16 protein-coding genes are annotated in these 19,851 nt (G+C 72.3%); 1 reads left to right on the top strand and 15 read right to left on the bottom strand.

Going from position 1 to position 19,851, the window contains the following annotated elements:
• Window position 1: 1 nt before the first annotated feature.
• From ACAX67_RS08850 to ACAX67_RS08835, 4 genes are all read right to left on the bottom strand, one after another.
• Entirely contained in the window at window positions 2-451 is a 450-nt protein-coding gene (locus ACAX67_RS08850; RefSeq protein WP_370703439.1) for an acyl-CoA thioesterase, read from the bottom strand.
• Complete coding sequence (smc, locus tag ACAX67_RS08845) at window positions 451-4,026, bottom strand: chromosome segregation protein SMC (RefSeq protein WP_370703438.1); 3,576 nt, start codon at window positions 4,024-4,026, stop codon at window positions 451-453. Before smc ends, ACAX67_RS08850 begins: the two co-directional genes overlap by 1 nt.
• Before the next feature lie 159 nt (window positions 4,027-4,185).
• Window positions 4,186-4,968, bottom strand: a complete 783-nt coding sequence (locus tag ACAX67_RS08840; protein WP_370703437.1) for a hypothetical protein — start codon at window positions 4,966-4,968, stop codon at window positions 4,186-4,188.
• A 21-nt stretch (window positions 4,969-4,989) separates the two neighbouring features.
• Entirely contained in the window at window positions 4,990-5,718 is a 729-nt protein-coding gene (locus ACAX67_RS08835; protein ID WP_370703436.1) for a TetR/AcrR family transcriptional regulator, read from the bottom strand.
• A gap of 101 nt (window positions 5,719-5,819) precedes the next feature.
• On the opposite strand from ACAX67_RS08835, the gene ACAX67_RS08830 reads away from it, so the two are divergent.
• On the top strand, window positions 5,820-7,226 hold the full coding sequence (locus ACAX67_RS08830) for a DHA2 family efflux MFS transporter permease subunit (protein ID WP_370703435.1): 1,407 nt from the start codon (window positions 5,820-5,822) through the stop codon (window positions 7,224-7,226).
• On the opposite strand, the gene ACAX67_RS08825 is transcribed toward ACAX67_RS08830, so the two are convergent.
• From ACAX67_RS08825 to ACAX67_RS08775, 11 genes are all read right to left on the bottom strand, one after another.
• Window positions 7,168-8,481: an MFS transporter gene (locus ACAX67_RS08825; protein WP_370703434.1), complete on the bottom strand. Its 1,314-nt coding sequence runs from the start codon at window positions 8,479-8,481 to the stop codon at window positions 7,168-7,170. The genes ACAX67_RS08830 and ACAX67_RS08825 overlap by 59 nt on opposite strands.
• Window positions 8,482-8,594: 113 nt before the next feature.
• Entirely contained in the window at window positions 8,595-8,789 is a 195-nt protein-coding gene (locus ACAX67_RS08820) for a hypothetical protein (RefSeq protein ID WP_370703433.1), read from the bottom strand.
• A gap of 143 nt (window positions 8,790-8,932) precedes the next feature.
• Window positions 8,933-9,916 carry a TrmB family transcriptional regulator gene (locus ACAX67_RS08815; protein WP_370703432.1) on the bottom strand — a complete coding sequence of 328 codons (984 nt, stop codon included), beginning with the start codon at window positions 9,914-9,916 and terminating at the stop codon, window positions 8,933-8,935.
• A 113-nt stretch (window positions 9,917-10,029) separates the two neighbouring features.
• Window positions 10,030-13,740, bottom strand: a complete 3,711-nt coding sequence (locus ACAX67_RS08810) for a S8 family peptidase (RefSeq protein ID WP_370703431.1) — start codon at window positions 13,738-13,740, stop codon at window positions 10,030-10,032.
• 84 nt (window positions 13,741-13,824) lie between these two features.
• Window positions 13,825-14,754, bottom strand: a complete 930-nt coding sequence (gene mutM / locus ACAX67_RS08805; protein WP_370703430.1) for a bifunctional DNA-formamidopyrimidine glycosylase/DNA-(apurinic or apyrimidinic site) lyase — start codon at window positions 14,752-14,754, stop codon at window positions 13,825-13,827.
• Between the two features lie 12 nt (window positions 14,755-14,766).
• A complete protein-coding gene (gene rnc / locus ACAX67_RS08800; protein WP_527890997.1) occupies window positions 14,767-15,594 on the bottom strand; it encodes a ribonuclease III in 828 nt (275 codons plus the stop codon).
• Window positions 15,551-15,736: a 50S ribosomal protein L32 gene (rpmF, locus tag ACAX67_RS08795; protein ID WP_149727874.1), complete on the bottom strand. Its 186-nt coding sequence runs from the start codon at window positions 15,734-15,736 to the stop codon at window positions 15,551-15,553. Before rpmF ends, rnc begins: the two co-directional genes overlap by 44 nt.
• Window positions 15,737-15,784: 48 nt before the next feature.
• A complete protein-coding gene (locus ACAX67_RS08790) occupies window positions 15,785-16,351 on the bottom strand; it encodes a YceD family protein (protein ID WP_370703429.1) in 567 nt (188 codons plus the stop codon).
• 96 nt (window positions 16,352-16,447) lie between these two features.
• Window positions 16,448-16,951, bottom strand: coding sequence for a pantetheine-phosphate adenylyltransferase (gene coaD, locus ACAX67_RS08785; protein WP_370703428.1), 504 nt, complete (start codon window positions 16,949-16,951; stop codon window positions 16,448-16,450).
• A gap of 4 nt (window positions 16,952-16,955) precedes the next feature.
• On the bottom strand, window positions 16,956-17,531 hold the full coding sequence (gene rsmD, locus ACAX67_RS08780) for a 16S rRNA (guanine(966)-N(2))-methyltransferase RsmD (protein WP_370703427.1): 576 nt from the start codon (window positions 17,529-17,531) through the stop codon (window positions 16,956-16,958).
• A gap of 64 nt (window positions 17,532-17,595) precedes the next feature.
• The gene (locus tag ACAX67_RS08775) at window positions 17,596-19,833 is read right to left on the bottom strand and encodes an ATP-dependent DNA helicase RecG (protein WP_370703426.1); all 2,238 of its coding nucleotides are present in this window, start codon (window positions 19,831-19,833) and stop codon (window positions 17,596-17,598) included.
• Between the last annotated feature and the right edge of the window lie 18 nt (window positions 19,834-19,851).

Raw genomic sequence — 19,851 nt, 5'->3', positions numbered from 1 at the left:
GTCAGCGCACCAGGGGCTCGACCGCGGCCCGGACCTCGGCCGGGAGCGGCGTGGTCGGTCGCGCGGGATCGGTGTTGTCGACGTACACGTGGACGAAGCGGCCCTCTGCGGCGGCGACCGCTCCGCCTTCGTCCGGGGCGCCCTGGAAGATGCCGACCCGGTAGACGATCGAGGAGTTGCCGAGCCGCTCGACGTAGATGCCGAGCTCGAGCTCACCGGGGTAGGTGATCTCGGCGAAGTAGCGACAGGAGACCTCGGCCACCAGGCCGATCGCCGGCAGCGCGCGGATGTCGGTGCCGACCTCGCGGGCGAGGTGGTCGTTGACGACCGTGTCGATGAGCTCGAAGTAGCGGGCGTTGTTCATGTGCCCGTAGACGTCGATGTCGGCCCAGCGCAGGGTGGCGCGGTCCCAGGCGACGTACGCCGACCGCGGCGGCCGCTCAGCCGGCATCAGGCCGACTCTTGGCGCAGGCGCTGGCTGATCACCGTCGAGACGCCGTCGCCGCGCATCGTGACGCCGTAGAGCGCGTCACCGACCTCCATCGTCCGCTTCTGGTGGGTGATCACGAGCAGCTGGGAGTTCTCCCGGAGCTCCTCGTAGATCTCCAGGAGGCGGCCGAGGTTGACGTCGTCGAGCGCCGCCTCGACCTCGTCGAGGATGTAGAACGGCGACGGGCGGGCCTTGAAGAGCGCCACCAGGAACGCGACCGCGACGAGCGAGCGCTCGCCGCCGGAGAGCAGCGAGAGCCGCTTGACCTTCTTGCCCGGCGGCCGGGCCTCGACCTCGATGCCGGTCGTGAGCATGTTCGACGGGTCGGTGAGGACCAAGCGGCCCTCACCACCGGGGAACAGCCGCGCGAAGGTCTGGTCGAAGGCCTTGGTGACGTCGGCGTACGCCTCGGTGAAGACCTGCTCGACCCGGGCGTCGACGTCCTTGACGATGTCGAGGAGGTCCTTGCGGGTGGCCCTGAGGTCCTCGAGCTGCTCGGTGAGGAACTTGTGCCGCTCCTCCATCGCGGTGAACTCCTCGAGCGCGAGCGGGTTGACCTTGCCGAGCATCGACAGCGCGCGCTCGGCCGAGCGGAGCCGCTTGACCTGCTCGTCGCGGACGTAGGGCACCGGCTCGGGCTCGATCGCGTCCTCGCCCTGGGCGACCTCCTCGGGCACCTCGCCCCAGAAGGGCACGAGCTGGTCGGGGCCGTACTCGGCCACCAGCACCTCGGCCTCGATGCCGAGCTCGTCGAGCGCCTTGCCCTCGATCTGCTCGATGCGCATGCGCTGCTGGGCGCGCGCCATCTCGTCGGCGTGGACGGAGTTGACCAGCTCGTTGTGCTCGCGCCCGAGCTCGCGCAGCCGGTTGCGGACGCCCATCAGGTCCTGCTCGCGACCACGACGGGACTCCTCGACCTCGGTGCGAGCGCGCAGCGCACGGTCGATGGAGACCTCCAGGCGACCCAGGACGTACGACGCCGCGGTGGCCACCGCGCGACCGGCCCGTCCCTCGCGGAGCAGGCGTGCGCGGCGCTCGGCGGCGCGGGCGCGGGCCTGGCGCTCGGCCTCGGCGGCCTTGCGCATCTGGTCCACCCGGCCGTGCAGGGCACGGCCGCGCTCCTCGGAGGTGCGCAGCGCGAGCCGCGCCTCCATCTCGGTCGAGCGGGCGGTCCGGGCCTCCTGGACCAGGCGCTCCTGGTCGCCGGTGTCGGGCTCCTCGTCGGTGGTGTCCTCGGCCGAGGCCAGCCGGGCCTCCAGCTCCGCGATACCGGCGCCGGCCTGCTCGCGAGCGGCCTCGGCCTGCGTGATCGCCGCGGTCAGCCGCTCGGCCTCGGCCCGCGCGGACCGGGCGAGCGAACCGTGCTGGCCGAGCTCCTCGGCCACGGCCGCCAGCGTCGCGTCGGACTCGTGGAGCCGGGCGAGGGCCACGTCGACGCGGCGCTTGGCCTCCTCGCGCTCGCCCTCCAGCCGGGCCAGGTCGAAGCCGAGCCGCTCGCTCGCGGCGACAGCCTCGACGAGCGAGGCCGCGGCCTCGTCGACCGCCGCCTGGATCTCGATGAGGCTCTGCGTGTCGTGCGACCCGCCGGCGGCGAAGTGCGCGCCGAGCACGTCGCCGTCGCGGGTCACCGCGACCACGTCGGGCAGGTCGGCGACCAGGGATCGAGCCGCGGGCAGGTCGTCGACGACGGCCGTCTTGTGGAGCAGCCGGGTCAGCGCGGGGCGCACCTCGGAGGGGCACTCGACGACGTCGGCGGCGTAGGAGGTGCCCGCGGGCAGCGTCGGCCAGCCGCTGCGGTCGGCCTCTCCCCCGCCGAGCAGCAGGCCGGCACGACCGAGGTCGTCGTCCTTGAGGTGGTGGATGGCGGCGACGGCGGCGTCGGCGTCCGTCACGGCGACCGCGTCGGCCGCGGAGCCGAGGGCGCTGGCCACGGCGGCCTCGTAGCCCGACCGCACGCTCACCAGGGCCGCGACCGAGCCCAGGAGCCCGGAGAGCCTGTCGGAGGCGGCGAGCAGCGCGCCCGCGCCGTCCTTGCGCGCCAGGCCGAGCTCGAGCGCCTCCTTGCGCGCCCCCAGGGCGGACTTGTCGCGATCGGCCTGCTGGGCCTCCTCGCGGGTCTTGGCGAGCCGCTCCTCGATGTCCGCCAGCAGGCTGGCGGCGGCCTCGTGCTCCGCGTCCAGACCCTCCTCGCCGGCGTCGAGCCCGGCGACGCGGGTCTCCAGGGCGGTGAAGTCGTGGTGGGCGCGCTCGGCCCGGGCCAGCGCGTCGGCGCGCGCCGCCTCGAGCCGGCCGAGCTCCTCCTCGGCGGCCGTGGCGCGCGAGCGCAGCGCGTTGACCTGCCCGTGCAGCCGGGCCAGGCCCTCACGGCGGTCGGCGGCCGCACGCAACAGCCCGGCGACCCGACGCTCCTCGTGAGCCGCGGCGTCCTCGGCGCTCTTGCGGGCCTCGACGGCCTGCTCGAGCGCGCTCTGCTGCTCGGCGACGAGCGCGAGGATCTCCGCCTCCTGGGCGGCGAGCCGTTCGGCCTCGGCGTCGAGCTCGTCGGGATCCCGGGTGGTGCCGGCCTGCTCGTCATCCGCGTCGTCCACGCCGGCGGCGTTTCGCACCCGCTCGGCGGCGAGACTCTGCGTGCCGCGCAGCCGCTCGCGCAGCGCGCCGAGGTTCGACAGGTTCTCCTGCGCCGCTGACAGCGCCGGCAGGTCCTCGCGCAGCGCGGCCTCGAGCGCGGCCTCGGCCTCGCGGGCCGTGGCGATCTCCTGGTCGACCTGCTCACGACGGGCGACCAGCAGGCTCTCGTCGGCGAGCTCCTGCTCCAGCGAGGTGCGCGCCTTGACCAGGTCGTCGGCCAGGATGCGCGCCTTCGCGTCGCGTACGTCGGCCTGCACGGTCGCCGCGCGGCGCGCGACCTCGGCCTGGCGACCCAGCGGCTTGAGCTGGCGCCGGATCTCGCTCAGCAGGTCGTTGAGCCGGGTGAGGTTGCCCTCGGTGGAGTCGAGCTTGCGGAGCGCCTTCTCCTTGCGCTTGCGGTGCTTGAGGACGCCCGCGGCCTCCTCGATGAAGCCGCGGCGGTCCTCGGGGGTCGCGTGCAGGATCGTGTCGAGCTGCCCCTGGCCGACGATGACGTGCATCTCGCGCCCGATGCCGGAGTCGCTGAGCAGCTCCTGCACGTCGAGCAGCCGGCACGGAGTGCCGTTGATGGCGTACTCCGAGCCGCCGGTGCGGAACATCGTGCGCCCGATCGTGACCTCGGAGTACTCGATCGGCAGGGCGCCGTCGGAGTTGTCGATCGTCAGCACGACCTCGGCACGACCGAGCGGCGGTCGGCCCGACGTACCGGCGAAGATGACGTCGTCCATCTTGCCGCCGCGCAGGCTCTTGGCGCTGGCCTCGCCCATGACCCAGGCGAGCGCGTCGACCACGTTGGACTTGCCCGAGCCGTTGGGACCGACGATGCAGGTGATGCCCGGCTCGAGCTGCAGCGTGGTCGCCGAGGCGAAGGACTTGAACCCCTTGAGGGTCAGGCTCTTCAGGTACACCCAGGCTCCCTTGCTCGGATCTGTCTATGCGTCGCGTCTGGCGCTCGATCCTGTCAGGTGGACCGGCGTGCGCCGTCGCGGGGGAAGCTCGGCACCGCTCACCCTACCGGCCGGGGTGCCCGGAGCCGGACATCTCCCCGGATCGGTTCGTGCGTGCCGTCAGAGACCGGGCTCGGTGCGGAGGAAGTCGAGGAACCCTTCCCGGAGGGTCTCCGACTGCTCCGCGCTGATCAGCTTCTCGAGGGTCCGCGTCACGTGTGCCTCGCGGGGCTCGAAGGACTGCGCCCGGGCGTGCTCGATGATCCGCTCCGTCGTTCTCTCGAGCTCCGTGGTCAGCTGCTCGTAGGTGACAAGGAGGGCGCTGTCGGCGTACTCCGTCGCAACGGCCTGGAGCGCCGCGCGTTGCCGCAGCACCTTCTGGAGCTCGTCGAGGATGCGTCGGTTGACGTCCTCGATCACCGGGAGCGGCGCACCCGCCTCGCGCAGGGCCGGCTTGGTCGAGAGGAACGTGCCGGTCTCCTTGACGACCACCTGGGAGATCGCGGTGTCCAGGGCATTGCGCACCAGGACGACCAGAAACACCCGGTCGAACCGCGCGAACGCCCAGTCGACGACCGCGGCCGCGGCCTCGGCGGTACCGTCCACCTGACCTCCGGTGACCGCCCGGCAGACCGACCTCACCTGGTGCACCTGCAGCTTGAGGCCGGTGACGCCCGGGTCCGCCTCGTCCACTCCGTCGCCCAGCCGCCGAAGCACGTCACTCTCCGACGGCGGCCGGGACTGCTTGTCCAGTCCGCGGAGGTGCTCGCGCGGGATCCCGAGCCCGCCGAGGCTCTCGATGTCGCGACCCAGCAGCGTCGAGCCGGAGCGCTGCATCGACAGGACCAAGGTGAGCGAGTGCAGGCCGTCGCCTGCCTCCTCCGGGGCTGCGTTCGGTGTCATGGCGCGGCCGAGGCTATCGGCTCACCGGCGGTAGCGGTCCGACACGGCCGCAAGTCCACCGACGAGTACGTCGAGACCGAACTCGAAGCGCTCGTCGCCGTCGCCCTGGGTCATGACCCCCGCCAGCGAGGTCAGCAGCGGGTAGCGGTCGGGAGGGAGCGACGCGAAGAAGCCGCGCAGCTCGGCGTCCATCGCCGCGTGGTCGAACTCCTCGGTGGCGTCGCCGGCACGGAGGGCCCAGATCGACTCCTCGTAGGCGACAGCACCGACGTAGAGGGCGCTGAGGTCGCAGAACCACGCGGCCGCCTGCTCGGAGACGCCGCCGGCGACCATGATCGCCATCAGCCCCTCCGCGATCCGCATGGTGCCCTCCATGGTCGGGATCGCCCCGAGGGTGGCGCGGGCGGAGCCGGGGTGGGCGCGGTAGAGCGCGAGCGTGTCGCGCAGCGCCTGCTTGAGTTGCTCCTGCCAGTGCTCAGGGTCCGGGACGGGCAGGTCGAGGCCGCGCCCGATCCGGTCCATGACGAGCTGGTCGAGCTGCTCGCGGTTGGCGACGTGGGCGTAGAGCGAGGCCGGTCCGGTGCCGAGGGTCTTGGCCAGCGACCGCATGGACACCGCCTCGTAGCCCTGCTCGGCCATCATCTGCAGTGCTGCGTCGATGATTCGGTCGCGGGTCAGCCTGGGCTTCGGGGGCGCTTCGCGCGACTCGTCGGGCATCAACCAGCCCTTGGTGGTGGATTTCCGCGCCATGGGCAGATCGTACTTGACACGAACACCGTTCGATACTAGAACAGTGTTCGTTCGTTACGAACAGTGTTCGTCTTCAATGTCATCGAGCTCCAGGAGAACCCATGTCCACCACGATCGAGGCGACCGGCTACCGCTTCAAATGGTTCGTCATGGCCGCGGTGATCATCGCGGACGTGATGGACCTCCTCGACGCCACCATCGCCACCCTGGCGGGCCCGTCGATCCGGGCCGACCTGGGCGGCAGCGAGACCACCCTCCAGTGGGTCCTCGCGGCCTACACCCTGGCCTTCGCGGTCGGCCTGCTGACGTCGGCCCGGCTGGGCGACATCGTCGGCCGGCGCCCGATGTTCATCGCTGGCATGGCCGGCTTCACGATCTTCTCGCTCCTCTGCGGCCTGGCTCCGTCGGCGGGCCTGCTCATCACCTTCCGGGTGCTGCAGGGTCTCTTCGGCGCGGTGATGATCCCGCAGGGCCTCGCGATGGTGAAGCAGAACTTCCCGCCGGAGGACCTGCAGAAGGCCTTCATCCCGTTCGGCCCGATCATGGGCCTCTCGGCGGTGCTCGGCCCGATCATCGCCGGCTTCCTCATCGACGCCGACCTCTTCGGCACCGGCTGGCGGATGATCTTCCTCATCAACGTGCCCGTCGGCGTGCTGGGCACCTACATCGCCTGGCGCTACCTGCCCGACGTGCCGAAGGACCCCAAGGCCCGGCTCGACCCGCTGGGCTCGATCCTGGTCACCGTGGCCTCGGCCGCGATCATCTACCCGCTCGTGCAGGGGCGCGAGCTCGACTGGCCAGCCTGGACGTTCGTGATGATGGCCGCCGGCCTGCTCCTCTTCTGCGTCTTCGTCTGGAACGAGCGGCGCAGCGAGAGCCCGGTCATCGAGCCGTCGCTCTTCACCCACCGCGGGTTCGTGGCCGGCATCGTCTTCCTCGGCACGTTCTTCGTCGCCATGGTCGGCACCGGCTTGGTCATGAACCTCTTCCTCCAGCTGGGCCTGGGCTTCACGCCGCGCCACGCGGGAGTCGTGCAGACGCCGTACGCCCTCGGGCTGGCCATCGGCGCCGCGCTGTCCGGCGCGCTCCTCGGGCCCAAGCTCGGCCGGCACGTGCTGCACCTCGGCCTGGGGATCGCCGCCGTCGGGATGGCCTACTTCGCGATGGTCGCCGGCAGCGGCGACGTGACCGGGTGGGACCTGACCGGCCCGTTCCTCGTCACCGGCTTCGGCAGCGGGCTGATCTTCGCCCCGCTCTTCGACATCGTGCTCGCCGACCTCAGCGACGCCGAGGTCGGCACCGGGTCGGGCCTGCTCAACGCGATGCAGCAATTCTGCGGCGCGCTCGGGGTGGCCGTGCTCGGCACGCTGTTCTTCCACTGGCTGCCCGACCAGGGCTGGTACGACGCCACGCAGGCGATCAGCTGGGTCGCCGTGGGCCTCTACGGCGTCAGCTTCCTGGCGGCGTTCCTGCTCCCGCTGAAGGCGCGGGAGGAGGCGCTGCACTGACCCCGTCGAGAGGGTCGTCGTGCTGGGCCGCCTCGTCCGCGTGGGCGATGTGGCCCAGCTGGCGCCACACGAGCGCGAGGGTGATCCCCGAGCCGACGAAGGCGAACCAGAACGGCGCCGTCAGGCCCCAGTGCTCGGCGATGACGCCGCCCAGGGCGCTCCCCGCGACGATCCCGCCGTAGACCCCCACGCCGTAGACCGAGCCGACCCGCCCCTGGTACTCCGTGGGGACGGCGCGCTGGCGGATCGCCGCCGAGAGCGCGCCCCAGACGAACGCGTACATCCCGAAGACGAACAGGATGAGTAGGGCCAACCAGCCCTGCCGGGTTAGCGCGAGCGCGGCGTGCATCACCACCTCGAGCAGCAGGCACACCCGCATGAGCGTGGCCAGGGGCACGTGCCGCTCCAGCCACCCGTAGCTGACCGTCGAGGCCAGCCCGCCGACGGCCGCGGCGCTCGTCAGCAGGCCGAAGCCGACCGAGCCGAGGTGGACCACGTCGAGGGAGTAGAGGACGAGCACCGACCAGCCGGCGGCCCAGGTGATGTTGAACGTGAGGATCACCAGGGTCAGCGTGCGCACCGGCGGGTGGGCGAGCAGCCAGCGGACGCCGTCGCCGATGTCGTGCCAGACGTGGGTGTCGACGACGTCGCGGACCGGTCCCTTCGGCAGCGAGATCCGCAGCACCAGCACGATCGCGAGCAGCACACCCACGACCTGGACACCGAAGGGGAACGCCCGACCGGTCGCGAACAGGGCGGCACCGATCGGGGCGCCCGCGAGCTGGTTGAGCGTGATGTAGCCGGTCTGGAGCCGTGCCGTGGCGATGCCCAGGTCGCGCTTCTGCACGAGCATCGGCATCAGCGTGCCGGTGGAGGTGTCGGCGAAGACCTCGGCGGTGCCGATGAGGAAGAGCGCCCCGAGCACGACGCCGATGTTCACCACGTCGGTGAGGATCGTGGCGCCGAGGGCGACCAGCACGACAGCACGCAGCAGGTCCGCGACCACCACGAGGCGCAGCCGGTCGACGCGGTCGGCGATGGCGCCGGCGTACAGGCCGAAGAGCAGCCAGGGCAGCTGCTGCAGCAGCACCGCCATCGAGACCAGGAGCGGTGAGCGCGTCTCGGAGGCGATCAGCAGGGGACCGGCCGCGAGAGCGATGCCGTCACCCAGGTTGGAGGTCCACGACGACGCGAGGAGCCATCGGAATCCGCGGCCGAGGCGAGGGGGCGCGACGGCGTCGAGGATCTTGCTCACAAGGGCAGAACGCTAGTCAGCGAGGGGCGAGTGCGCCACTGCTTTTGGGGGCAGCACCGGACTTCGGGGCGCCACCGTCTTCCCGCCGCCGGCGGAAAGAGGGATGCGCGGCCTCAGGCCGGCTGCATCTCCTGATCGGCGGTGAGGATCTCGGCGGCACGTGCCGACATCAGCTTGTCGTTCTCCTCGCTGAGACGGAGGACGAGGGACTCCAGCTCGGCGACCCGGTTGCGCAGCCGAGCGTTCTCGACGGCGAGGCGGGGGTCGCGGAGGTCGCTGTTCAGGTGTCCGATCAGCGCCTTGGCCATGAAGTGAGCCTTCCGGTGGGGAAATGCGAGGGCCCGGATGGGCCGTCTCCAAGAGTCCCACTTCTCGCCGTGAGGGTCAAACCGAGTCACGCATGGGACGGCGGACAGTAGGTAAGGGCGCGGCCGCGCCCGTTGCGGCCGGCTCAGGCCCAGTCGTGCCGCGCGGCGTACCACCCCAGCTGCATCCGGCTGTCGACGCCCGCGAGGTCCTGCAGGCGGCGCAGCCGGCGCTGGAGGCTCCGCAGGGAGATGCCGAGCTGGTGGGCGACGACCTGGTCCGTGAGGCCGGCGAGGAGCAGCCCCAGGATGCGGCGGTCCAGCTCGCTCGGGCCGTCCGTCTCGATGTCGGACGGCGACATCTCACCTTCCTCGAGGGCGGCGAGCTCGAGCGGGTACCCGCGGGTCCAGAGGGCCTCGAAGAGCGCGTCGAGGGCGGACAGCAGTCCGCTGCGCTGCAGCAGCACGGCGCCCGGCTCACCTCCCGGCGCGACCTCGAGGGGCACCAGCGCCAGGTCGGTGTCGGCGAGCACCAGCTTCATCGGGAGCCGGTCGACCACCCGGATCCGGACGCCGCGACGCAGGGACAGGATCGCCTCGGCCGTGCCCTCCGGCTCGGCGAGGACGGCCTGCTCGATCACCAGGCGGATGCCGACCCCGCGCTCGAGGGCGGCCGGCTCCGCGGAGTTCTCCCCCGGCCGGACGGCGATGTACGGCGAGGTCACGAACATCCGCAGCTCCTCCCCCGCCGCGTGCTGCACCTGCTGGAACCGGTGCCGGATCGCGTCGAGGCCGGTGACCACCTCGATCAGGTCGCTGATGCCCCGCCCCGCCACCGCCGAGCGGTGCTGCTCGGCGAGCGAGGCCAGCGCCTGCTCGGCGAGGCGCAGCCCCTGGTGCTGCTCGGTGATCAACGCCCCGAGCGCGACCGCCGGCGGCGCTCCGTGAAAGGTCCCGTCGTCGTCGGGGAGCACCAGTCCCACCTCGACCAGTGCGTCCAGCGCCGCCTCGACCTCGGCCCCGGGCACGGCGAGGGCGTCCGCGAGGCCGTCGGCCGTCGAGCCGGGCGCGCCGATCACGGCGCGGTAGACCACCTCGACCTCGGGCGCGATGCCGAGCGACTCCAGCATGGGCGACCCCCGTCCTCTCGGCTTCCGCGGCGGGGAGAGTATGCGCCCCGCCGCGGAGCCGGTGGAAGGTGGCCCCGGCGTAGGGAGGACCAGCGAAGGTGGGACCCAGCTGATCACCGCACGCCGTACGCCCGGGTGATCTCCTGCTCGACGCTGTAGCCGCCGGGAGCCTTCGCCGAGGCGCGGAGCGAGACGAAGCCGCGCCGGGCCGGCGGGGTGATCGCGCCCCGCCACCAGCCGCCGTCGCCCTTCAGGGTCACGGTGCGCCAGGAGTCGCCGCCGTCGTACGACACGGCGAGGGTGACCTTGCCGATCGCCGCGGGCAGCGGAACGTCGTGCTGCGACGGCGTCGCGCGTACGGCGATCGGGTGGCTCCGGCCGCCCTTGACGTCGCCGCGCAGGTCGGTCTCCACGGCGTAGTCGAGCTGCAGCACCGAGAAGTCCTCGAAGTAGTCCGAGTCGACCGTGTCGGACCGGAACGTCCACTCCGTGCGGGTGCTCGTCGAGAGCCGGAACACCTTCGCGGGTCGCGAGGCCTCGAGGACGACCCGGTAGGGCTTGTCGCCCGCCGGCACGTCCTCCCACTGCATGTCGGTGCTGTACTGGTTGTGACGGATCAGCGTGTCGCCCTGGTAGACCCACGTGTCCGTCGGCGTCTCGCCCCAGGGCAGGTAGCCACCGAGGTCGAGCACGTCGCTGTACGAGCTCCACGCCTCGACGTTCCACGTCATGTAGTCCTGGGCACGCGAGGGCCGCACGGCGAACGCGTCGCCGAAGGCCGGACGTACGGCCGGACGGAACCAGTCGAGCCGGGTCGTGGTGCGGGCGGCGTAGGTGTTGGTGTCGGAGACGACCTCCCACGGGAGCGTGCCGGTGATGTTCTGGGCGTGGGACTCCACCCAGACCTGGCCCGGGGTGACCCACTCGGTGCGCTTGCCCGGGTGCCACTCCCGCTCCTGCGATCCCAGCGTCGGGGTGAGGGTGAGGTCGCCGCGGTAGCCCATCCCCTCGTCGGCGTGCACGGCGTAGTAGCGCGCGTCGATCCGCGCGAGCTGGCGCTGGGTCGGCGTGTAGGTCAGCGGACGGTCCGGCACGGCGTCCGGGTAGTCGCGCGTCAGGTCGTAGACGTAGTCGGTGTAGGCGTCCGCGTCGAGAGCGACCCGGCGGCCGGCCTTGGCGAGCCGGACCAACCGGCGGCCCTGGTCGCGGTGCACGGAGGCGACCGGGATGGTCGCCGCGCCGACGTACTCGAGGAGGCCGCCAGGCCCGTCGTTGACCACGACCAGTGCCGCGGCCCCGGCCTCCGCGGCAGCCGCGGCGCGCTCCTCGGGGCTGACCGCGTCGCTGCGGTCGACCACGACGAGCCGACCGCGAGCGGCGAGACCGGCGTAGTCGGAGGCGGCGCCGTCGCCGGCGTACACCGTGGCCGGCCGCTCGCGGACGGTCAGCAGCGGGCTGCCCGCCTGCACGATCGTGTCGAAGCGACCGCTGCCGTCGGCCGTGGTCAGGCCGAGCAGCGGCTCGCCCTTGCGCCAGCGCGTCGTCAGGATGAAGGAGCCGTCGGACACCGGGTCGGTCGGGAGGACGTAGACGTCGTCCGTCGTCGGCGCGACCGGGTAGGCGCTGCGCACCTCGAGGCCGGTGCCGTCGACGAGCTGGAAGTCCACCTTGCGCTGCCGGTCCTCGGTCACCTGAGGGGCGGTCGTGGTCAGCAGCCGCGCGTCGCGGGCGTCGAGCGTGACGGTGCGGTCGCGGTCGAGGACCGTCTCGGGGTCGACCATGACGGCGAGGCCGGACCGGTCGGCCGTCTCGCCCTGGACGTCGAGGTACGTCGACACCAGGTAGGTGCCCGGCGCCATCCGCATCGTGGTCTCGCCGTCGACGTACGCCGACCACGGGTACGGGTCGCCGGTGGCCGAGACGCCCACCCACCCGGCGCCCGGCGCGCCGTCGCGGCCGACCAGCTTGATCTTGAGGTCGTAGCGCTCCTCCTCCTTGACCATGCCGAGCGAGGTGCGGGTGATCGCCTCGCCCGTCGCGGCGTCGGTGCCGACGACGTAGCCGGTGTAGCGGCCGAACCCGACCGCAGCCGGGTCGCCGGTCACCGGGACGCCACGCACGGCGCCCGCGGGGACGGTGACCGACGACGCTCCGAGGGTGAACGCCGCGCCGTTCTGGGTCATCGCGAGGTCGAGCGTGACCGGCGCGTCACCGGTGTTGGTGAAGAGGATCTTCTTCGTGACGGCAGCGTCGGTGGGCTCGTGCGGCCAGTCGAAGTTGCCGAGCAGCAGCGACCCGGTGCTGCGCACGTCGGTGCTGATCGCAGCGGCGACGTCGACCCGCCCCGTGCCCACGTCGTACGGCGAGTAGCCGGCGTCGAGCCCGAGCGAGCTGCTCATCAGGTGCTCCTTGAGCTGCTGCCCCGTCCAGGCCGGGTGCTCCTGCTTGAGGATCGCGGCGGCACCGGCGACGTGCGGCGTGGCCATCGAGGTGCCGCTCAACGTCTGGTACATCCCCGAGCCCTCGGGCATGTCCTGCGAGCGCGGGGCCGTGATGTCCACGCCCGGGGCGGTGATGTCGGGCTTGAGCGCGCTGGTGTGGAAGATCGGTCCGGTGCTGGAGAACCCGGCGAGCTGGTCGGCCTTGTCCACGGCGCCCACCGTCAGGGCGTCGGCCGCTGCGCCGGGCGTCGAGATCGACTCCGGACCGGCGTTGCCGGCGGCGATGACGAAGAGCGTGCCGTACTGCTCCGAGAGGGCGTTCACGGCCTGTGACATCGGGTCCTTGCCGTCGGAGACCGTCGTGTCGCCGAGGCTCATGTTGACGACGTCCGCGCCCGACTGCGCCGCCCACTCCATGCCGGCCAGCACCCACGAGTCCTGGCCGTGACCGTCCGCACCGCCGAGCACCTTGCCCACGATCAGGTCGGCACCGGGCGCGACACCCCGGTGCTTGCCGTCCGCGGCCGCGCCGGTGCCGGCGATGGTGCCCGCGACGTGGGTGCCGTGGCCGTTGACGTCCGCGACCGCCTCGCCGGGGACGAAGCTCTCGGTCTTCTCGACCTGCCCCTCGAAGTCGGGGTGCTCGGCGTCGATCCCGGTGTCGAGGACGGCGACCGTGACGCCGGTCCCGTCGTAGCCGGCGGCCCACGCCTCCGGAGCGCCGATCTGGGAGACGCCGTCGCCCTGCACCTCGACCTGGCCGTCGAGCCAGACCTTCTGGAGGCCGCCGTCGAGCCGCGGCGTCGGGTCGGTGAGGTCGAGCTCGGGGGCGATCGCCTCCCAGAATGTGCGGGCGCGGTCCTTGTCCGCGCTCAGCGCCGAGCCGTCGATCGAGCGCAGCCGGTGCACGAGCGTGCTGCCGCGCGGCGCCGCGTGCTGCGCGCGGCTGGTGCCGGTCGCGCCGTAGGTCACGATGGTCGGCACCGAGTCGCGGTGCGCGTCGTCGTACCCCATCGCGACGAGGTCGGTGATGTCGAAGAGCCGCGGGTCCAGCAGGTCCGCCCCGAGCAGCGGCACCGCCTCGTCGGGGATGACGTAGAGGTCGCCGCCGACCTGTTGCATCCGATAGCTCCCCCGGGCGTCACGCGGGCGCTCGACGTCGACCAGCTGGCTGCCCTGCTCCTGGGTCCGCACGGTCACCACGTCGCCGGTGACGAGCGTGACGGTGACCTTCGAGGGCGGGACGGACCGGTGCTGCTGGGGGGACGGGCCTGCCTGCGTCGGGTCTGCGTGGGTCGGGTCTGCGTGGGCCGGGACGTGGACCGCGGTGAGGGTGATCGCCAGTGCCGAGAGCGCCGCCGCAGTGCGCGAGAGGGGGTGCATGACACGGTGTCTATCGCTCCGCGACCACCGCCCGGAAGTGGTCGCGATGACGGGGCACCGCCATGGCGGCGATCCGCCACGCAGTCAGGATCGGCGGGCGCGTGGCTTGGGCTGGCAGCGCGGGCAGAAGTACGACGAGCGGTTCATGAAGGCGACCCGCCGGATCGGCGTACCGCACCTGTCGCAGGGCTCGCCCTCCTGGCCGTACGCCGACAGGCTCCGGTCGAAGTAGCCCGACTCGCCGTTGACGTTGACGTAGAGCGCGTCGAAGGACGTCCCGCCCTGGGCGAGCGCCTCCCCCATCACGCCCCGGACGTGCGCGAGGAGCTCCACGACCTGGGCGCGCTTGAGCCGGTCGCCCGACCGCTCGCCGTGGAGCCGCGCCCGCCACAGCGCCTCGTCGGCGTAGATGTTGCCCACCCCGGAGATCAGACCCTGGTCGAGCAGCAGCCGCTTGATGCCCGACGTCCGCTTCCGCACCCGGGCCACGAACAGGTCGTCGTCGAACTCCGGGTCGACCGGGTCGCGTGCGATGTGGGCGATCTCCGGCGGAAGCTCCGCTCCCCCGGTCGACACCGACAGCCCGCCGAACATGCGCTGGTCGACGAAGCGGAGCTCGGTCGCGTCAGGAATCCCCGGTCGACCGGGGATTCCTGCACTTGTCGGGGTTTGCAAACCCCGCGAAGCACCAGCAAACCCCCCGAAGTCCAGTCCGAAGACCACCCGCAGGTGCCGTTCGTACGGCGCGCCAACGGGCTGGAGGAGCATCTGACCGCTCATGCCGAGGTGGCCGAGGAGGGCGTCGCCGCTGTCGAGCGGCAGCCAGAAGTACTTCCCGCGGCGCCGCGCGCCCTCGACCCGACGGCCGGTCAGGACAGTGGCGAAGCCGGATGGTCCGCGCGGGTCGCGCCGGACCGGGCGGGGATGGAGGACGTCGACGGACGTGAGCCGGGCGCCCACGACGTGGCGCTCCAGGCCGGCGCGGACGACCTCGACCTCGGGCAGCTCGGGCACGGCGGCGCGGGATCAGTCGTCGGCGGAGGCGGGAGTCGCGGGCGGCGCGGGAGTCGCGGGACTCGCGGGGGGCGCCACCGGCGCGTCGAACGAGGCGGCGATCTCGCTCCACGCGGTCTCCGCGGCGCCCTGCTCGGCCTCCTTCTTCGAGCGCCCGTGGCCGTTGCCGTAGAGCTTCTCGGCGACGCGCACCTGAGCGGTGAAGGTCTTGGCGTGGTCAGGGCCCTCGTCCTGGATGACGTACTCGGGCACGCCGAGGCTGTGCTCGGCGGCGAGCTCCTGGAGCGAGGTCTTCCAGTCGAGCCCGGCGCCCATGGCCGAGGCGGCGTCGATGAGCGGGTCGAAGAGCAGGTGTACGACGTCGGCGGAGGTCTCGATGCCGGCGCTGAGGTGCACCGCACCGATCACGGCCTCGACGGTGTCGGACAGGATGGAGGCCTTCTCGCGGCCGCCGGTGGTCTCCTCACCGCGGCCGAGCTTGATGTACTGCCCGAGCCCGATGACCCGGGCGACCTCGGCGAGGGCGCGCGCGTTGACGACGGCTGCGCGCAGCTTCGCGAGGCGACCTTCGGAGAGGTCGGGGTGCATCCGGTACAGCGTCTCGGTGACCACGACACCGAGCACGGAGTCGCCCAGGAACTCCAGGCGCTCGTTGGTCGGGAGGCCGCCGTTCTCGTAGGCGTAGGACCGGTGCGTCAGGGCGCGGTCGAGCAGCTCGGGGTCGAGATACGGATCCCCGAGTGCTCGACGCAGCTCGTCGTAGGCGCTGATGGCCGGTGCCGTCAGGCGGGTCGGGTCAGAGGACCTGGCGACGGTCGCCCTTGGCGCCGTACTGGCCACAGGTGCCGCAGGCGCGGTGGGGCAGGTGCTGGGCACCGCAGGCCGGGTTGGCGCAGGTCACCAGCGTGGGCGCGACAGCCTTCCACTGCGAGCGACGGTGCCGCGTGTTGCTGCGCGACATCTTCCGCTTCGGAACAGCCACTGTCTTCTCCTCTGTGTGTCCGACCGGCGGGGCCGGACGGTTCGCCGTCTACTTCAGGTCTTCGTCGTGATTGTCGGCCAGCGCGCTCAGCGCCGACCAACGGGGGTCCACCGGCTCGTCGTGCGCGTGGTCCGGATCATCGATCAGGCGAGCCCCACACTCGGGGCACAACCCGGGACAGTCCGGCTGGCACAACGGCTGGAACGGCAGTGCGAGCACCACCGCATCCCGCAGCAGCGGCTCCAGGTCGACCAGGTCGTCCTCGAGCCTGCGGGTCTCGTCGTCCTCGGACTCGTCCTGCTCATCGTGTCGACGGTCGTCGTACACGAACAGCTCCTGGAACGTCACCTCGATCTCGTCGTGGATCGGCTCCAGGCACCGCGCGCACTCGCCGTCGACCACGGCCTGCGCCGTGCCGGTGACCAGGACACCCTCCATGACCGCCTCGAGTCGCAGGTCGAACTCGATCTGCGAACCCTCGGGGACCGTGAGGACCTCGATACCCAGATCTGCCGGGGCCGGGGCCGCGAGCGTCAGCTCCCGCTGGGACCCCGGGCGGCGGCCGAGCTCGCGAGTATCGAGCACGAGCGGCGCTCTCGGGTCCAGGCTGGTCACGTGATCACTCCCGGTCCGGACACAACAGATCAGCGAGAATCGTAACGGTCAGCGGGTGGCCGGACCAAATCTGACGACCGTGCCGCCGGGCCCGGGTCACGAGCCGGCACGCCGCTCCTCGATGCGGGTGGTGAGCCGCTGCAGCACCGCGTCGGGCACCAGTCCGGACACGTCGCCGCCGAAGGAGGCCACCTCCTTGACCAGGCTCGACGAGACGAACGACATGCTCGGGTCGGTCATGAGGAACACCGTCTCGACCTCGGTCAGGTGGGCGTTCATCTGCGCCATCTGCAGCTCGTAGTCGTAGTCGCCCGAACCTCGCAGGCCCTTGACGATCGCCTGCGCGTCGATCTCGCGGCAGAAGTCGGTGACCAGGCCGGTGAACCCCTGGACCCGCACGTTGCCCCAGGGGGCGACGGCCTCGGTCAGCATCTCCATCCGCTCGTCGGCGCCGAACAGCCGGTTGGACGAGGTCGACTTCGACTTGTTCACGCCCACCGCGACCACGACCTCGTCGAAGAGCGCTGCCGCCCGTCCGAAGATGTCGAGGTGACCGTTGGTCACCGGGTCGAAGGAGCCGGGGCAGACCGCACGACGCATGGGCTCACCGTAGTGGCTGGGCGAACCAGAGCGTCGTCTCGCCGTACTTCTTGGCCGCCCGCTTCCCCGGGAGAGGTACGACGCCGGGCGGCCACGCGGGCCCCGGGCTGCGCGTGCCACGCTCCACCACGACCAGGGCGTCGTCGGCAAGCCAGCCCTGAGCGGCCAACAACGCCAGGTCGTCGGCGACGGTCGCGTCGTCGAGGGGGTAGGGCGGATCGCTGAAGACCAGGTCGTACGGCGCGTCCGCACCGGCCGCGAGCACGGCCGTGACCGGGGCCGCGTGCACCGAGGCCACGCCGCAGCCGATCGCACGGGCGTTGCGGGCGACCAGGTCGGCCGTACGACGGTCGGCCTCGACGAACGTCACCGCCTCGGCGCCGCGCGACCAGGCCTCCAGCCCGTTGGCGCCGGACCCGGCGTAGAGGTCGAGGAAGCGCAGGCCGCGAAGGCTGCCGGTGCGTGCCTCGATCGCGGAGAAGAGCGCCTCGCGCACACGGTCGCTGGTCGGCCGGGTGCGGTCGCCCCGAGGCGTCTCCAGCCGCCGGCCGCCGGCGGCGCCGGCGATGATCCGCGTCATCTCGGGGTCCCCGCGAGGTCGTGCGGGGCAGCGCAGCGGAGGCGAGGAACCACGTGGGGCGAGGTCATGACTTGTCCACGAAGTCGCCCTGCTGGGAGCGCTCGAGGTCGGTGACGGCGTCGGCGAGCAGCGGGGCGTCGAGGAGCTGGGGATCGCGGTCGAGGAGGTCGTCGGCGGCGCTGCGGGCGGCCAGGATCGTGTCCTCGTCACGCAGCACGCGGAGGTTGACCAGGCCGGACCGGCGACCGGCCTGCGACGCGCCGAGCACGTCGCCCTCACGGCGCTGCTCGAGGTCGACGCGGCTCAGCACGAACCCGTCGGTGGTGCTCGCGACGGCGTCGAGCCGAGCGCGGGCGTCGGACAGCGGGTCGTCGGCGTGGGTGACGAGCAGGCAGAGCCCGGGGAAGCCGCCGCGACCGACGCGACCGCGCAGCTGGTGCAGCTGGGAGACGCCGAACCGGTCGGCGTCGAGGATCACCATCGTGGTCGCGTTGCCGACGTCGACGCCGACCTCGATCACGGTCGTGGACACCAGGACGTCGACGTCGTGACGGGCGAAGGCCCGCATCGTGGCGTCCTTCTCCTCGGCCGGGAGCCTGCCGTGCAACGCGGCGACCCGGAGGCCGGACAGCGGCCCGCTCGCGAGCTCCTGGAGGACCTCGTCGACGGCCGCGAGGCTGTGGGGCGGGGCGACCGGGTCGCCGTCGTCGTCGACGTCGAGCACCTCCGGCTGGTCGGCCTCGGCATCGTCGCCGGAGATGCGCGGGCAGACGACGTAGACCTGGTGGCCCTTCTCGACCTCCTCGCGGACCCGCGCCCACACCCGGGCGATCCAGCCCGGCTGCTCGGCCAGCGGCACGACGTTGGTCTGGATCTCGGCGCGGCCGGCGGGCAGCTCGCGCAGGGTGGACACCTCGAGGTCGCCGAACACGGTCATCGCGACCGTGCGCGGGATCGGGGTCGCGGTCATGACCAGCACGTGCGGGGGCACCTGGGCCTTGTCGTTGAGGGCGGCGCGCTGCTCGACGCCGAACCGGTGCTGCTCGTCGACCACGACCAGGCCGAGGTCGGCGAACTGCACCTGGTCCTGCAGCAGCGCGTGGGTGCCGATGACGATGCCGGCCTCACCGCTGGCTGCGCGGAGCAGCGGCTCGGTGCGCTGGGACTTGGTCATCGAGCCGGTCAGCAGGTCGACCCGGGTGCCCTCGGCCGCGCCGAAGATCGTGCCGCCCTGCGCCAGCTCGCCCAGCATGGTGACGATCGAGCGGTGGTGCTGCTGGGCGAGCACCTCGGTCGGCGCGAGCAGCGCCGCCTGGCCGCCGGAGTCGACGACGCGGAGCATCGCGCGGAGCGCGACCAGCGTCTTGCCGGACCCGACCTCGCCCTGCAGCAGCCGGTTCATCGGGTGGCTCTGCGCGAGGTCGTGGGCGATCTGCTCCCCCACCGCCCGCTGGCCGTCGGTCAGCGTGAAGGGCAGCCGCTCGTCGAAGGCCAGCTGCAGCGCGCCGTCGCCGCCCGTGCGCGCGGTCGCACCCAGCTCACGGTGGGCGCGGCGGCGGCGCGCCAGCACCAGCTGGGTGACGAGCGCCTCCTCGAAGCGGAACCGGTGCTGCGCCTTCGCCACCTGCTCCCGCGTGTCGGGCGCGTGGATCCAGTCGTAGGCGGTGCGGATGTCGACGACGTCGTACTCGCTGCGGAGCGCCTCGGGCAGCACCTCCCGGATCTCCGCGACCTGGCCCCGCGCGGCGCGCACGGCGCGGGCGACGTCCCAGGTCTGCAGCCCCTTGGTGAGCGGGTAGATCGGGTAGAGGTCGCCGATCTCGTCGATCATGCTCTCGGCGCCGTCCTCGTCGTCGGCCTGGCCGAAGATCGTCATCGCCGGGTTGGTGAGCTGCCAGCTGTCCCGGAACCGCTCCGCCCGGCCCAGGAAGACCCCGCGCTGACCCACCGCGACGCGCCGCTGGTGCCAGTCGGCGGTGTGCTTGGCCTTGGCGAAGAACGTCATCTTCAGGCGGGGTCCGTCGGTGCTGAGCACGGCTTCGACGCGGTACGCCGGCCGGCCGGTGCGGCGGTCGTTGTAGGTGTGCTGGCGGCAGTCCACGATCTCCCCGACGACGCAGAGGAACTGGCCGACCTTGAGGTCGCCCACCTTCGTGAGCCGGCCGGTCTCGAGGTAGCGGCGCGGGAAGTGCTGGAGCAGGTCGCCGACGGTGCGCAGCCCGAGGCCCTCCTCGAACTTCTTCCGCTGGGCGGGCGTCACCTTGCCCAGCACGGCGGCGAGCGGTGCGTCGAGGGTGGTCACGGGCCTCCGATCAGTCAG

It is taken from the genome of Nocardioides candidus, from assembly GCF_041321175.1.
In the GTDB taxonomy this organism is placed as follows: domain Bacteria; phylum Actinomycetota; class Actinomycetes; order Propionibacteriales; family Nocardioidaceae; genus Nocardioides.
The sequence above is the reverse complement of the archived record's forward strand: the minus strand, read 5'-3'. Positions and strand labels throughout refer to the sequence as shown.